Raw genomic sequence first — 15,236 nt, 5'->3', positions numbered from 1 at the left:
TTCCAAATGTAGTGACCAAAGGGTTTTGCTTTGTTGAGCTCGCAAGCTCAAAGTTTGTTCAAGAAAGATACCAATTCATTTATAGTTTTGATATAATCGGGCGCAATTTTTAGGTCATAAGGAGTAACTGTGTCGCAATCCATTACAGTGAATTCGAGCACTTTTGTGCCCCGTGGCGACTTAATGGCCTGGATTGTGTGCCTGTCAGCTGGCCTATTTTTCTTGTATGAATTTTTTCAGCTCAATATTTTTGATGTAATCAATCAGCCCTTACGAGATGACTTTAATATTGATGCAACTCAATTAAGCTGGATGTCCAGCGCTTATTTATGGGCGGATATCCTATTTCTTCTCCCTGCAGGGATCATCCTGGATCGTTTTTCTACGCGTACCGTTATTTTAAGCGCTATGTTTATTTGTGTCCTGGGTACTGTCGGATTCGCATTAACTCATTCATTCATTTTGGCTTCGTTTTGTCATTTTCTCTCTGGAATAGGTAATGCATTTTGCTTTTTATCCTGTGTTGTATTGGTATCGCATTGGTTTCCACCAAGGAGACAAGCGCTTGTCATAGGCTCTTTGGTTACTATGGCTTTTGTTGGTGGAATGATGGCTCATACTCCTTTTGCTTATCTTTATGAATTATTTGGATGGCGTAAGGCTTTATTAATTGATGGTGCAGTTGGTGCTGTATTGCTACTTTGGATTTACTGGATGGTAAGCGATAAACCTGAAGACTCACCGATGAAGATTAATACGCATCAGGGACAAGTCATTTCTGGATTTGTTAAGGCATTATCCAATTCTCAAAATTGGCTAGCAGGATTTTATACTTCTTTTCTTAATTTACCCATTATGGTTTTATGTGCTTTATGGGGTGCTAGCTATTTGCAAGTGGTGCATCAATTACCTGAAATGGCAGCCAGTAATGTTGTGAGTCTGATTTTTATGGGGAGTGTCATTGGTTGCCCGTTGGCAGGATGGTTGTCTGATTCCCAGGGCCGTCGTAAACCTTTAATGATAGTGGGAGCTATTGCGACGCTTATCACAGTCATTCCTTTATTCCTGGATGTTACTTTATCGCAAACGACGCTTAGTATTATCTTTTTTGCGTTAGGATTTTTTACAAGCACACAAGTAATTTCTTATCCTTTAGTAGCTGAAAGTAATTCCACTGAAAATACAGGCGCTGCAACAGGGATTGCTTCAGTGATTATTATGGGTGGCGGCGGTGTAGGACAAGTACTTTTTGGTTGGTTAATCGCGCATCATGCTGGTGCAGCGGTGACAACTTATTCTGTGGCTGATTTTCAATACGCTATGTGGATATTTCCAATAACTACGATTGTGGCTTTAATCGCCGTGTTAATAACCCGTGAAACATATTGCAAGCGATAAGCTGAGGAGTAAAAATGCAAGTGGTGGATGAGTTTCAAGGATATAATGATATTAAATCATCATTATTACCCTGGATTGTGTGTTTTGCTGCAACCTTATTCTTCTTTTATGAGTTTATACAGGGGAATATGTTTGCGTCCATCGCGGCACATATCATGCAGGACTATCAGATCCAAGCGGATAAGATGGCTTGGTTATCAAGCATTTATTATCTTTCAAATGTGTTGTTTCTTTTTGTTGCTGGAATGGTTCTTGACCGGTTTTCGATTAAAAATACATTATTATTTGCTATGTTTTTGTGCGTAGCCAGTACTTTTCTTTTGGCTCACTCTCATTCTTTTTATATGGCTCTATTTTGTCGATTTATCACCGGTATTGGAAGTGCATTCTGTTTCTTGGGGCCAGTGCGTTTGGCATCTCATTGGTTTCCTCCAAAGCGGATGGCTTTGGTAACCGGTGCTATAGTGACTATGGCAATGGCAGGCGGTATGTTGGCCCAATATCCTTTGACCAAATTAGTTATTTTGGTTGGATGGCGCCAGGCAGTACAAAATGTTGGAATTCTTGGTTTTGCTATGTTGGTTGTGATGTTTTTTTGGATAAAGGAAAGACCGAAGAACACAATCAAACAAGTTGCTAAACCAATTAATGTCCTCTCAGCTGCTAAAAAAGCCTATTTGAATACTCAATACATACGGGCAGCTTTTTATGCCAGTTTAATGAACATGGCCATTGCTGTATTTGGTGCAATGATGGGTACTTTATATCTGGTACAACGATTAGACATTAACTCTGCGCAAGCATCTATGGTAAATGGCATGTTATTTTTAGGCGCGATCATTGGTTCGCCGCTGGTGGGTTGGATATCTGATAAGATAGGTTTACGGATTATGCCTATGAAAATGGGTGTGATTGCTTCCTTATTGACTGTGCTCGCAGTGCTTTACCTGCCTGTTTCTTATAGCACGATGGCATTTTTATTTTTCTTACTTGGTTTGTTTACTTCAGCGCAAGTGATTAGTTATGCTCTGGTCGCTGAGAGTAGTTCACCTGCAATGACCGCAACTGCTGTCAGCGTTATTTCGATATTGACTCAGGGTGGTTACATTGTGTATCAAAATTTGTTTAGTTATTTATTGACGAATCATGGCGGTATGCATATGGTTAATGGAACCCCCGTTTATCTACTTAATGCATATCAATATGCTGCAATTATTTTACCTGTAGGCTTATTAATTGCTTTTCTCATGCTTTTAGGTTTAAAAGAAACACACTGCCAACATATTAAGGATTAAGATGAGAGTTTGTATCCTACTCATGGATTCTTTTGGCATAGGCGCCAGTTTGGATGCATCTCGCTATGGTGATGCAGGTGCCAATACTTTTGTTCATATCCATCAAGCATGTGAGCGTGGAGAGTGCGACAAAGTAGGGTTACGCCAAGGCCCATTAACTTTGCCAAATCTGGCCAAATTAGGGCTTCATCATGCTGCCTTAGCCAGTAGCGGGTTGCGCTTTGTTGAGTTATCCACTTTTCCCGAGCCGATTGGTTATTATGGCTACGCAGTAGAACAGAGCTTAGGCAAAGATACCCCGAGCGGACATTGGGAATTAGCTGGAGTTCCAGTGACGTTTGAGTGGGGTTATTTTCCAGAACAACCTTTTTGTTTCCCCAAAAAATTAATTGATACTTTGATTCAACGAACTGGTATACCTGGAGTCCTTGGTGAGAAGCATGCATCAGGAACTACAATCCTCATGGAGTTAGGCGAAGAACATATGCGAAGTGGTAAACCAATAGTTTATACTTCTGCGGACAGTGTATTTCAAATTGCCGCTCATGAAGAAAGCTTTGGTTTACAGCGTTTGTATGATATCTGTGAAGTTGCTCGCGCTTTAGTCGATGAATATCAGATTGGCCGTGTGATTGCTCGTCCATTTATAGGCCAACCAGGAGCGTTCAAACGAACTGCAAATCGTAAGGATTATGCTACGCTACCCCCAGCAAAAACATTACTCGATTATTTAAAGAAAGCGGGCCGTGAAGTTATCGCTCTGGGAAAAATTGCTGATATTTATGCGCACCAGGGTATAACGCAAACCATTAAGGCCGATGGCAATATGGCTTTATTTGATGCCACTTTAACCGCAATGAAAACAGCTCCCGAAGGGAGTTTGGTTTTTACTAATTTTGTAGATTTTGATTCTTCATTTGGTCATCGACGTGATGTAGTGGGTTATGCACACGCTCTTGAGGAGTTTGATGCGCGTCTACCAGAGCTTGATGCATTATTAAAGCCTGATGACCTCATTGTTATTGCTGCAGATCATGGATGTGATCCTACTTTTCCTGGTTCAGACCATACAAGGGAACATATTCCAGTTTTAGTCTATGGACCAAGCCTTAAGGGCCGTTTTATTGGACGTAGAGATACCTTTGCTGATGTAGGTCAAAGCATTGCCCAACACTTAGGGTTAGGAAACTTGCCCCATGGCGTGTCTTTTTTGATTTGATTCCTGGCAGCTGCAAATTTATTGTAACTGTTTTCGGGGTCATATAAATCATCGTAGCCTGGGTGAAGGCGTAGCCGTAACCCGGGTTTCAGATAAAAAATTGTGCTTCTTGACTCCGGGTTCCGCTTCGCTGCACCCAGGCTACGGTCTATTTTCGTGGTCATATAAATCATTGTAGCCTGCAGTTAGAATTTATTCATTTTAAGCCCCCTTGTTTTTTTGTTTATTATCCCCATGTATGTTATTCCGGTTTGATTTGAGGATTTAATTTTGGAACAATTTCGTGGGACAACCATACTTTCAGTAAGACGCGGAAATCAGGTCGTTATCGGCGGCGATGGTCAGGTAACGTTAGGTAATACCGTGATGAAAGGTAATGCACGCAAGGTGCGACGACTCTACAAAGATCAAATTATTGCTGGTTTTGCTGGCGGTACTGCGGATGCGTTTACTCTTTTTGAACGTTTTGAGGGTAAGCTGGAAATGCATCAAGGTCATCTAGTCCGCGCTGCGGTTGAGCTTGCTAAAGATTGGAGAACGGACAAAATGTTGCGCCGTCTCGAGGCGGTTCTTGCTGTAGCAGATAAAAAGTCTTCCTTAATTATTACAGGTAATGGCGATGTGATCGAGCCTGAGCATAGCTTAATTGCGATTGGTTCGGGAGGACCTTTTGCGCAAGCAGCAGCACGAGCATTGATGGAAAATACAAAATTATCCGCTGTGGAAATAGTGCGCAAAGCATTAACTATTGCTGGAGATATCTGTATTTATACCAATAACAATTTAACTATAGAAGAATTAAATAATGGCAACGAAAAACAGTAAAATGATGACTCTTCATGAGAGTATCCGAGAGGTAATGACCCCTCGTGAAATTGTCCAGGAATTAGATAAATATATTATTGGTCAGGATGATGCAAAAAGAGCTGTAGCAATTGCATTACGAAATCGCTGGCGGCGCATGAACATTAAAGACACTGCTTTGCGCAATGAAATCATGCCAAAAAATATTCTCATGATTGGACCAACTGGCGTGGGTAAAACCGAAATTGCTCGACGTTTGGCAAAGTTGGCTCGTGCTCCGTTCATCAAAGTAGAAGCAACAAAATTTACCGAAGTGGGCTATGTTGGTCGTGATGTAGATACCATTCTCCGTGATTTAGCAGATATTGCGGTAAAGCAAGAACGTGAATTTGCTATGAAGAAGGTGGAACATTTGGCTGAAGATGCAGCTGAAGAGCGAGTTCTTGATGTATTGCTTCCACCTGCTCGTGGTAGCTTAACTCCGAGTGAAAAAGATAGCACAGCCAGACAAGTCTTTCGTAAGCAATTGCGTGAGGGGATTCTCGATGATAATGAAATTGAAATAGAAATTTCAGCAACGCCAATAGGCATCGAAATAATGGCTCCTCCAGGTATGGAAGAAATGACAAGCCAATTGCAATCGATGTTTCAACAAGTGGGCACTCATAGAACTAAAACACGTAAGATGACTATTGGTAAGGCAATGCAAATTTTACGTGAAGAGGAAGCAGTCAAGTTAATTAATGAAGATGATATTAAGATTCGTGCTATAGAAAATGTAGAACAAAATGGTATTGTCTTTATTGATGAGTTGGATAAAGTAGCACGACGTGCTGAAAATGGGGGCGGCGGTGATGTTTCCCGTGAAGGGGTACAACGCGATTTATTGCCTTTGGTTGAGGGAACCACAGTGACTACCAAATACGGTATGATTCGTTCCGATCATATTTTATTTATTGCATCGGGAGCGTTCCATGTGGCCAAGCCATCTGATTTGATTGCTGAACTGCAAGGTCGATTACCTATTCGCGTTGAGTTATCTGCTCTTTCTGTAGAAGACTTTGTACGTATTCTTACTGAGCCTACTGCTTCATTGACGTTGCAATACAGTGCTTTGATGGCTACTGAAGGATTAACGCTGACTTTTGATGAAACAGGAATTAGACGTATTGCTGAAGTAGCATGGCAAGTCAACGAGCGTACCGAAAATATTGGCGCGCGTAGGCTTTATACTGTGATGGAGCGATTATTGGAAGTTATTTCGTTTGAAGCTACAGATAAATCAGGCGAATCAGTCCATGTTGACAAAGCATATGTGGAAAAAAACCTCGGACAGATTGTGGCGGATGAGGATTTGGCGCGTTATATTCTTTAATCTAAAGTAGCCTGGGTGAAGGCGTGTACGCCGTAACCCGGGAAATTGTGCAGAAAATCCCGGGTTCCGCTGCGCTACACCCAGGCTACAAAGTCTCTCGCTCTACAATTTCAATCCCATTAATAATAAGTAATTATTCAAAAGGATCGCCTTTATTCTAAAAATTAAGGTATGCTTTTATTTGTTGGTTATGATAAACATTGTCAAATAAATTAAGGAAAATTATTGCGACAATTCGCCTTGCTTATTTACATTTTGGAGGACTAGGGATTATTTAAGGCAGCAAGTTCTATAAAAAACAGCTGTTCTCACGGAGGAGAAAAAAAATGTCATATGATTCGCGTTCTGTTGCTACACTAAGTGACGATTTTGATCTAATAGAAGAGGGCTCTGGTGTTTCTTCAGTAAATTCTGAGTCTCATTCTCTTTTTTCGTGTGTTGGAGTAAAAGCATACTCTTTTTTTAATCGTTCGAAATTAACTATAGATTTTCCTGATTCTTATACCAAGGTCTGGAATAAAGTCAGTGGTGAGTCTAATTACAGAAGAATTAAAGCACTACTTATAGACTACACCAAAGAAAGTTGTTTTTTTGGTTCATTTATTGGGCGTGTCATGTCAGGACATTGGAATAGACATCATGTCAGTGCAGTAAGTAAAATTATCGCAAATATGTCAGTTAATGATTATTATGAGTCCACTGATGAAATTATCCTCGATTTGAAAATATTAAAACCTGAAAATGGAGGATCTTTGTCTAAGCGAATTAAATTTATTGAAATGAAGTTAGAAGAACAACTAAAGTATGATTTTAAATTTTAACCTAAAAGAAGCAGTTGAGTTTATGCGAGTAAGTTCATACTATTGGCTTGCACAGCAGGTATAACTCAACTGTTTTTCTAAGTTTAAGATAATGGAGCTGTTTTGATGTCTGATCCTTATATTTTGGTTTTATATTATTCGCGTACCGGTTCTGTAGCGCAATTAGCACAATACATTGCACGTGGTGTAGAAGGTGTTGCAGGTATTGAGGCACGATTAAGAACGGTACCACCTGTATCTCCTACGTGCGAAGCAGTAGATAAGGCGATTCCCGATAGCGGTGCACCCTATGTAACCTTAGATGATTTACGTTATTGCCATGGACTTGCTTTAGGAAGTCCCACTCGTTTTGGAAATATGGCCTCTCCTTTGAAATATTTTCTGGATAGTACCTCATCTTTATGGTTGGCAGGCGATTTAGTGGATAAACCTGCTTGTGTTTTTTCTTCTTCTGCCAGTATGCACGGTGGTCAGGAAACCACGTTGTTAAGTATGATGTTGCCTTTGCTTCATCATGGTATGGTCTTATTAGGGGTACCTTATTCTGAGCCGTCTTTAAATGATACGATGAGCGGTGGAACACCCTATGGAGTGACTCATGTTTCTGGTGTAGCAAATGATCGACCTCTGAGCCAGGATGAAATTAATTTAGCCAAGCACCTTGGTGAACGTTTGGCTCGAGCTGCTCTTAAATTAAATGAAAAAAAGATTTAGGCCTAATTTAGGTGAAATGGCTCGAACTATTTGACCATGATATCCCGGGTTTCGCTATGCTTTACCCAGGCTATAATAAATATTAAGTGAATAGAAATGAAAGTAATAAGTTTTAATGCCAATGGCATCCGTTCAGCAGCACGTAATGGATTTTATGAGTGGCTTTTAATGCAAGACGCTGATTTTGTTTGTATTCAAGAAACGAAAGCCCAACCCGAGCAATTAATTCCTGAGGAATTGTATTATCCACGTGATTATTTTTGTGATTATTATTCCGCTCAAAAGAAAGGATATAGCGGGGTGGCAATTTATGCACGCCATAAACCGAATCGTATCGTTAAAGGCATGGGCTTTGACTATTGCGATAATGAAGGACGCTACATTCAATTTGATTATCCCAAATTCAGTATTGTCTCGCTTTATTTACCTTCAGGCACCAGTGGCGATGAACGCCAGATGGTGAAGTATGGTTTTCTTGAACAATTTGCTGAGCATTTAGTACGATTAAAAAATGAAGGACGAGAGTTGATTGTGTGTGGCGATTATAATATTGCCCATAAAAAAATTGATTTGAAAAATTGGCGCGGCAATCAAAAAAACTCAGGGTTTTTACCTGAAGAACGAGCTTGGATGGATGAATTGTTTGGGACTCTGGGTTTTGTTGATGCATTTCGTGTGCATAATCAAGAAGAAGAACAATATACCTGGTGGTCTTTTCGTGGGCGTGCCTGGGAAAAAAATGTAGGATGGAGAATTGATTATCAAGTCATTACTCCCGGTCTTATGGAGGATGTAGTCGATAGTCGCATTTTTCGAGAAGCACGTTTGTCTGATCATGCTCCTTTGTTAATTGAATATAAGGGAGATTGGTGTGCTTAAATTAGCAAGCTGGAATGTGAACTCATTGAAGATAAGACTGGATCAAGTCGTGCAATGGCTTGATTCTACTGGTGTAGATGTTCTTGCTATGCAAGAAACTAAGTTGCTTGACGAAAATTTTCCTGTAACAGCATTTACTGAGAGAGGCTATCATATCGCGTTTTCAGGACAGAAAACGTACAACGGTGTTGCCATAATCAGTCGACATCCTTTTTCTGATGTTCTAACCGATATCCCTGATTTTGAAGATCCTCAACGACGTATTTTAGTTGTTACTGTTTCGGGTATTCGTCTCATCAATTTATACGTTCCCAATGGTTCGGAGTTAACTTCGGATAAATATCAATATAAGCTGAATTGGTTGCAAAAGGTTACTGCATTTATTCAACAGCAAATGAGTGTTTTCCCTAATGTAGCCGTAGTCGGTGATTTTAATATCGCTCCTGAAGACCGCGATGTTCATGATCCTGCTGAATGGATAGGTTCTGTATTAGTAAGTCCTGCTGAACGGGAAGCGTTTACTCAATTATTACAACTTGGGTTGCATGACAGTTTTAGAAGTTTTCCACAGGATGAGCAAACATTCAGTTGGTGGGATTATCGGGCGGGTGCTTTTAGGCGTAACCGGGGTTTGCGTATTGATCATATTTTGTTGAGTGAACCGCTCAATGCATTATGCAGAAAATCAGTTATTGATAAAGAGCCGCGTAAAGCGGAAAGACCGTCTGATCATGCACCTGTTTGGGTTGAATTGGATTTTAATGTCAGTTAGATGTAGCCTGGGTGAAGCGAAGCCGTAACCCGGGTATGAAAAATAATCGCTCTCCTAAACCCGGGTTACGGCTTCGCTTCACCCAGGCTACAAGATAGGGTTTCGTTGTTGCTAGTCTATTTTCATCACTTATTTTGCAATGTTTCAAATAAAAACCAAACGCGTCGTTCTGTTTCATCAATATAAACTTCCAGGATACTTGTTGTGGCAAAATCATTTCTTTTGCTGCACACCTCATGAACTTTTCGCAAATTTTTTAAAAAATGTTTATTATCTTCCAGTAGAGTTTGTAGCATATCATCTGCAGAAAGGGTTTCATTAGTATCTCGAAGCGTCTGCAATTGTTTGATCTGTCCAATAGAATGGATGGTTCTTTCTCCTAATTTGCGTACACGCTCTGCTAAAACGTCAGTCATCGCAAAAATTTGTTCACTTTGTTCATCTAGCAAAAGATGATAATCACGGTAATGTGGTCCCGTCATATGCCAATGGAAATTCTTGGTTTTAACGAACAAAGCAAACGTGTCAGCTAGGAGTGGATTAACAGCCTCAGCAATTCGACGACGATCTTTTATATCGAGGTCATTTGGTGTTTCAAGCTTATATAATTCCAGTTTTTTCATTTTAACTCCTATTAAATTAACATGTTTTTATAAGAGTAGACCAATCGTTTCAAATTTGTTACAAATTGATGAAAATATTGCATTCAAATGCGACAAGAAGCCATGACTAGAGCAATTCATGCTATCCAGTATGAGGAATTTGTGAATGTACTTCCTCTGGTTTGTCAGTCTCCAAGGCGGGCTCTGAGATTTCTTTTTCTACAGTTATAGTAATAGTTTGTTGTAAGCCTTCTGCTTTGCTCGGTTTTATCTCATGAAAGGGGTGGCTATCGAGTTGAGTCAATACGCTGTTATATGAACTAATCGAATCGGGGGCTCTCCCATATTTAGATTGTCTTTTAAATAATCTTTTATCAACTCGATCTTCTTTTCTTTTAATTGATTCGCCAAATTAAACTTTGGCCAGCCCTATCTGGGCCTACCATGATTGACGTAAAATTATGAATCTTTAGACTCTTAAGGACTCTTGTGGCGCTTTGAACTATGGAAGAATTATCAAAGTCTATTTGACTTTCTCTATATCTCTTACCGAGTTGTAGTTGAATTTCATGATCCAATTCGTCAAAAGGCTTGTATGTAACAGCCATAATAATTGCCATATGAACGAAATATATACAAATTATAGTCTATAAACTATATTAATAATAAACAGTATTCCTTTTTGGCTAGTGGGAAGCAAGTATAACTTAAGTTTTATCCCCATTTATAAAAATTGCTTTACAAGGATTTTTCTGCTATTGTCTTGCGTCATTTGTGTGGAGTATGGTGCCTGACGGTGAGCTCAGGTGGCGATACTCATTATTATAGAGAGTAGTGTTATGAAAGCATCAATTCATCCAGAATATAAAACAGTTAAGGTTACATGCAGTTGTGGCGAGCAATTCGAAACTCGTTCAACTTTATGTAAAGACTTGAACATTGAAGTATGTTCACAATGTCATCCTTTTTATACTGGTAAGCAAAAATTGGTAGATACTGGTGGACGTGTGCAGAAGTTCCGTGATCGTTATAGCCAGCGTTCTACGCAAGCGAAAGAAGAAAAGAAATAAGGCGCGCATTTTGCGCCTTATTTATATATACTTCACTCGAAGTATAGCTTATTGACAGATTGTTCCTGCAGTGCTAATTTGCGGTGGTTGTAGGTTTCTTGTCGTTCGATTTTAGTCTCAATCCTCATCATTTTATGGCTGTTTCTCTTAATTACTTTAAGAGTTTCATAGTCAGATGTTTGTGTGTCTATGACACTTAGGATGAGCAGTGAATTGATAATGGTTGGTAGGATTTTAGACCTTACTTAAGTTTTGTTTTTACATGTAAGAGAGTGAGTATTTTGGATAACGAAGTTTTAAAGCAGTGCGCATTAGATTACCACGAGTTTCCAGTTCCTGGAAAACTTGGTGTCCATATTACAAAATCAACTGACTCTCAGAGTGATTTGTCTCTCGCTTATACACCTGGTGTAGCAGCTCCAGTGATTGCGATAGCAGAAAACCCCGAAGATGCTTATCGCTATACGAATAAAGGAAATTTAGTCGCAGTAATGACCAATGGCACTGCGGTATTAGGTTTGGGAGATCTTGGGCCTCTCGCCAGTAAGCCAGTTATGGAAGGTAAAGCAGTTTTATTTAAACGTTTTGCTGGTATTGATGTATTTGATATAGAAATAGATGCTCATGATTCACAAGCTTTTATTGCTACAGCAAAACGTATTGCTCCTACTTTTGGTGGGATCAATCTAGAAGATCTTAAGGCCCCTGAATGTTTTGAAATTGAGCAAGCCTTGATTGAGCAATTGAATATTCCAGTATTTCATGATGACCAACACGGCACAGCCATTGTTGTTGCAGCGGCGTTGCTTAATGCGCTTGAGTTACAACAAAAAAAACTATCGGAAGCAAAAATTGTGTGTATTGGCGCAGGTGCGGCGGGAATTGCTTCTATGCGGTTGCTTGTTGCTTTAGGTGCGCATAAAGAAAATATGTTGCTTTTGGATACTAAGGGTGTCATTCATTCAGGACGTGCCGATCTAAATGCTTATAAATTTGCTTTTGCCCGGACTACCGAATGCCGGACTTTAGCTGATGCGCTGGTTGATGCTGATGTATTTATTGGCGTTGCCAAGCCAGATTTGTTAGATGCTGATTTATTGAAATTAATGGCACCTAAACCTGTTATTTTTGCTTTATCGAACCCTGATCCAGAAATTAGACCTGAATTGGCTTTTCAAGTACGTGATGATTTAGTCATTGCTACTGGACGTAGCGATTATCCTAACCAGGTTAATAATGTGTTGTGTTTTCCATATATTTTTCGTGGCGCGTTGGATGTTCGTGCTAAGTGTATTAATCAATCGATGCAGATTGCGGCAGTTGAAGCAATTCGTCAACTGGTGCATGAGCCCGTTCCCCAGGTAGTAAAGGATAATTACCCAGGTGTTACGCATTGGGAGTTTGGCCCTAACTACATTATTCCCAAGCCTATAGATCCTCGTTTAAGAGAACGAGTTCCCGCTGCTGTAGCTCAAGCTGCAATAGCAAGTGGCGCGAATCAAATGAGTAGTAATTTAGAATAAAAGTAGCATTCTGTATGCAATAAGGTATCTCATCAAAGTGTAGTAAATACCCGGATGAGGTGTGCCTGGTTACATTCAGGATAACAATAGGTGAATTATAAAGATAAGAGTTTTAACTGTTGAATTTAAGACAGTGCATACTCTTGCTTTACGAATATTAAGGAGATTGCCTTGCTTTCTGAAAACCGTAGAAATTACGCATTAATTGGATGGCTTATTTGTGGTCTTGGGGCCTTGTTTTATAGTTACGAATATTTGCTTCGAATTGCGCCTAGTGCGATGGAGGGCGCGCTACGCGAGCATTTTAATTTGTCAGCCACGGGATTTGGGCACATTTCATCCATATATTATTATGCGTATGTCCCTATGCAATTACCTGTAGGGATTATGATGGACCGATATGGTCCTAGAAGATTGTTAACTTTTGCTTGTTTAATCTGCGTTATTGGAACTTTTTTATTCACAGGGACAACCTCTTTTTGGGTAGCCGCTTCAGGACGATTTCTAGTTGGATTAGGTTCTGCGTTTGCTTTTGTTGGAGTATTAAAGCTCGCGACCATCTGGTTGCCTGAGAATAAGCTTGCGATGGTTTCTGGTATCACTTCGGCATTAGGAACAGTAGGGGCCATGTTGGGTGATAATTTTTTAGAAATATTTGTTATTCAATTCGGGTGGATTAGAACCTTAAACATGACCGCATTTTTTGGGATTGTATTAACTTTTGTCTTATGGTTAGGAATTCACGATAAAAAAGGTCGATACAGACAAAGTGGTACAGTTTCTAATTTTAAAAGAGGTCTAGTTGACTTAAATATAATAATCAGTAACAGGCAAATATGGATTAATGGACTGTACGGTTGCATGGTTTATCTACCTACAACTGTGTTTGCTGAGTTATGGGGTATTCCCTATCTAAAACATGCACATGGGTTGTCTGCACATGGTGCTGGTTTAGCAAACTCATTGCTTTTCTTAGGTTTTACTGTAGGTGCTCCACTGATGGGGTACTTTTCTGACAGAATAGCGCGCAGAAAGCTGCCGATGTTTTTAGGTGCTAGTGTTGCGACCGTGCTTATGTTGGTTATTCTATACTTTCCTGGTTTGACAGAAACTAACGTTCAGATACTCATGTTTTTCTTAGGGTTATTTTATAGTGCACAAGCAATCGTATTTGCAGTCGGAAGAGAGTTGAGCCCCGGGGAAGCAGCGGGTACAGCGATGGCATTTACTAATATGATTGTTATGCTCGGTGGTATGTTATTGCAACCTTTAGTAGGACATTTATTGGATTTCAGCTATTCCTTACGTAGTGGTGCTTCGTTATCTTCAGCATTAGTTGTGGAAAATGTTAATAAGTTATACAACGTGGCTGACTACCGTATTGCGCTTGCTTTTATACCTCTCAGTATGTTGATTGCAGCTTTATTAACTTTCTTTTTAAGGGAAACACACGCTCATGCGCCTAAATGATATCGTTTCAAGAAAACAAATGCTCTATGGCATTTTTATCTGCTTTGTTGGGGCTGTTTTTTATTGCTATGAGTTTATCTTACGCATTATTCCTGGCGTTTTACAGACTGAGCTCAGTATTGCTTTGGGGCATATTTCTGCAACTACTTTTGGTCAGATATCTGCCTTATATTATTTTGCATACTCTCCTATGCAAATGCCTGTAGGCATGCTCATGGACCGATTTGGCCCCAGACGGCTTTTAACTTTTGCCTGTGTCTGTTGTACTGTTGGTTCCTGGATGTTTTCACTGACCTCGTCCATGTTTTTGGTAGGGGCCGGACGTTTTCTAGTGGGCTTTGGCTCTTCCTTTGCTTTTGTGGGGGTCTTATCACTTGCGTTACATTGGTTGCCCAGACGTTATTTTTCTTTAGTCGCAGGCCTGATGACTACCTTAGGAATGTTAGGCCTTGTTTATGGTGAAGTGAAGATTACTGAATGGTCTCAGAGCATGGGGTGGGAACAGGTACTATTCCTGATCGCAATAGTAGGTGCTGGATTGAGTGTATTAATGTTTCTTGTGGTTCGTGATGGGCCTGAGGGACATCACCCTAATCGACATCCTTTGCCAGAATTCTTTCAAAATGTTCTTAAAGTATTAATGGCTCCTGAGGTTTGGGTTATCGGTTTTGTCGGTGCTTGTTTGTATACTTCTTTGTCTGTATTTGGTGAACTGTGGGGAAAAACTTATTTAGAACAAGCGCACGGTTTGACTAAGGTTGAAGCTGCTAAAACGGTTTCTGCAGTTTTTCTAGGTTGGGCAGTTGGTGCTCCTATAGCCGGTTATTTATCGGATCATACAGGAAGACGTTTGTTGCCTTTGGTTTTAGGTGCCATTTTGGCCTTAATTTGTATTAGCATTGTATTATATTGGCCTGGTTTATCCTACTTTAGCTTGAATGTTTTATTGTTTCTATATGGTGTATTTAGTGCCACAGAAATTATTGTATTTATCATGGCCAAAGAATGTAGTGGCGCTCAATTATCAGGTACGGTATTTGCAGCAACAAATATGATAGTAACTCTTGGTGGGGTAATCTTCCAACCACTAGTCGGTAAATTACTGGATACTTTTGGTGACAGTGGTATTGTGGAGGGAGAGCATATCTACACAGTAGTGGACTACCAGGTTGCTTTATCTATATTACCTCTTTCATTATTGCTTGTTACTATTCTTGCTTTTTTTATAAAAGATCATAAAGATCATCCAATTCATTAGAATGGACTGAATTCATTCCAATTGTAGCCTGGGTGC

14 protein-coding genes are annotated in these 15,236 nt (G+C 39.9%); 13 read left to right on the top strand and 1 reads right to left on the bottom strand.

Translation table 11 applies throughout. The annotated features are described in order from the left end of the window. Positions 1 to 129: 129 nt before the first annotated feature. From Lstg_RS06860 to xth, 9 genes are all read left to right on the top strand, one after another. A complete protein-coding gene (locus tag Lstg_RS06860) occupies positions 130 to 1,398 on the top strand; it encodes an MFS transporter (RefSeq protein ID WP_058476925.1) in 1,269 nt (422 codons plus the stop codon). Between the two features lie 14 nt (positions 1,399 to 1,412). Next, positions 1,413 to 2,693, top strand: coding sequence for an MFS transporter (locus Lstg_RS06855; protein ID WP_058476924.1), 1,281 nt, complete (start codon positions 1,413 to 1,415; stop codon positions 2,691 to 2,693). Next, entirely contained in the window at positions 2,689 to 3,912 is a 1,224-nt protein-coding gene (locus Lstg_RS06850) for a phosphopentomutase (protein WP_115324536.1), read from the top strand. The genes Lstg_RS06855 and Lstg_RS06850 overlap by 5 nt, the downstream gene beginning before the upstream one ends. 270 nt (positions 3,913 to 4,182) lie before the next feature. Beyond that, positions 4,183 to 4,737: an ATP-dependent protease subunit HslV gene (hslV, locus tag Lstg_RS06845; RefSeq protein ID WP_058476922.1), complete on the top strand. Its 555-nt coding sequence runs from the start codon at positions 4,183 to 4,185 to the stop codon at positions 4,735 to 4,737. After that, on the top strand, positions 4,718 to 6,091 hold the full coding sequence (gene hslU / locus Lstg_RS06840; RefSeq protein WP_172462825.1) for an ATP-dependent protease ATPase subunit HslU: 1,374 nt from the start codon (positions 4,718 to 4,720) through the stop codon (positions 6,089 to 6,091). The genes hslV and hslU overlap by 20 nt, the downstream gene beginning before the upstream one ends. A 326-nt stretch (positions 6,092 to 6,417) precedes the next feature. After that, on the top strand, positions 6,418 to 6,912 hold the full coding sequence (locus Lstg_RS06835) for a DUF5617 domain-containing protein (protein WP_058476921.1): 495 nt from the start codon (positions 6,418 to 6,420) through the stop codon (positions 6,910 to 6,912). A 105-nt stretch (positions 6,913 to 7,017) separates the two neighbouring features. Further along, positions 7,018 to 7,626, top strand: a complete 609-nt coding sequence (wrbA, locus tag Lstg_RS06830; protein WP_058476920.1) for an NAD(P)H:quinone oxidoreductase — start codon at positions 7,018 to 7,020, stop codon at positions 7,624 to 7,626. Between the two features lie 96 nt (positions 7,627 to 7,722). Beyond that, positions 7,723 to 8,505: an exodeoxyribonuclease III gene (locus Lstg_RS06825; RefSeq protein WP_058476919.1), complete on the top strand. Its 783-nt coding sequence runs from the start codon at positions 7,723 to 7,725 to the stop codon at positions 8,503 to 8,505. Next, on the top strand, positions 8,498 to 9,277 hold the full coding sequence (gene xth / locus Lstg_RS06820) for an exodeoxyribonuclease III (RefSeq protein WP_058476918.1): 780 nt from the start codon (positions 8,498 to 8,500) through the stop codon (positions 9,275 to 9,277). Before Lstg_RS06825 ends, xth begins: the two co-directional genes overlap by 8 nt. A 125-nt stretch (positions 9,278 to 9,402) precedes the next feature. Here the strand turns inward: xth and Lstg_RS06815 are convergent, their stop codons facing one another. After that, positions 9,403 to 9,900, bottom strand: coding sequence for a Dps family protein (locus tag Lstg_RS06815; RefSeq protein WP_058476917.1), 498 nt, complete (start codon positions 9,898 to 9,900; stop codon positions 9,403 to 9,405). A gap of 818 nt (positions 9,901 to 10,718) precedes the next feature. Between Lstg_RS06815 and rpmE the strand changes: the two genes are divergently transcribed. The 4 genes from rpmE to Lstg_RS06790 all read left to right on the top strand — a co-directional run bounded on the left by rpmE (position 10,719) and on the right by Lstg_RS06790 (position 15,200). Beyond that, entirely contained in the window at positions 10,719 to 10,949 is a 231-nt protein-coding gene (gene rpmE, locus Lstg_RS06805) for a 50S ribosomal protein L31 (RefSeq protein WP_058476915.1), read from the top strand. Positions 10,950 to 11,230: 281 nt separating this feature from the next. Then, the gene (locus Lstg_RS06800; protein ID WP_058477047.1) at positions 11,231 to 12,472 is read left to right on the top strand and encodes a malic enzyme-like NAD(P)-binding protein; all 1,242 of its coding nucleotides are present in this window, start codon (positions 11,231 to 11,233) and stop codon (positions 12,470 to 12,472) included. Between the two features lie 171 nt (positions 12,473 to 12,643). Further along, on the top strand, positions 12,644 to 13,942 hold the full coding sequence (locus Lstg_RS06795; RefSeq protein WP_058476914.1) for an MFS transporter: 1,299 nt from the start codon (positions 12,644 to 12,646) through the stop codon (positions 13,940 to 13,942). Further along, entirely contained in the window at positions 13,929 to 15,200 is a 1,272-nt protein-coding gene (locus tag Lstg_RS06790; protein ID WP_058476913.1) for an MFS transporter, read from the top strand. The genes Lstg_RS06795 and Lstg_RS06790 overlap by 14 nt, the downstream gene beginning before the upstream one ends. The last annotated feature ends 36 nt before the right edge of the window (positions 15,201 to 15,236 follow it).

This window comes from Legionella steigerwaltii, assembly GCF_001468065.1.
GTDB classification, from domain to species: domain Bacteria; phylum Pseudomonadota; class Gammaproteobacteria; order Legionellales; family Legionellaceae; genus Legionella; species Legionella steigerwaltii.
This window is presented reverse-complemented; position numbering and strand designations above follow the sequence as displayed.

Bases quoted from the DNA above. Each gene is read 5' to 3' on its own strand.
- Lstg_RS06855 (WP_058476924.1), top strand. From the start codon at position 1,413: ATGCAAGTGGTGGATGAGTTTCAAGGATATAATGATATTAAATCATCA.
- hslU (WP_172462825.1), top strand. From the start codon at position 4,718: ATGGCAACGAAAAACAGTAAAATGATGACTCTTCATGAGAGTATCCGA.
- Lstg_RS06835 (WP_058476921.1), top strand. From the start codon at position 6,418: ATGTCATATGATTCGCGTTCTGTTGCTACACTAAGTGACGATTTTGAT.
- wrbA (WP_058476920.1), top strand. From the start codon at position 7,018: ATGTCTGATCCTTATATTTTGGTTTTATATTATTCGCGTACCGGTTCT.
- Lstg_RS06825 (WP_058476919.1), top strand. From the start codon at position 7,723: ATGAAAGTAATAAGTTTTAATGCCAATGGCATCCGTTCAGCAGCACGT.
- Lstg_RS06815 (WP_058476917.1), bottom strand. From the start codon at position 9,900: ATGAAAAAACTGGAATTATATAAGCTTGAAACACCAAATGACCTCGAT.
- rpmE (WP_058476915.1), top strand. From the start codon at position 10,719: ATGAAAGCATCAATTCATCCAGAATATAAAACAGTTAAGGTTACATGC.
- Lstg_RS06790 (WP_058476913.1), top strand. From the start codon at position 13,929: ATGCGCCTAAATGATATCGTTTCAAGAAAACAAATGCTCTATGGCATT.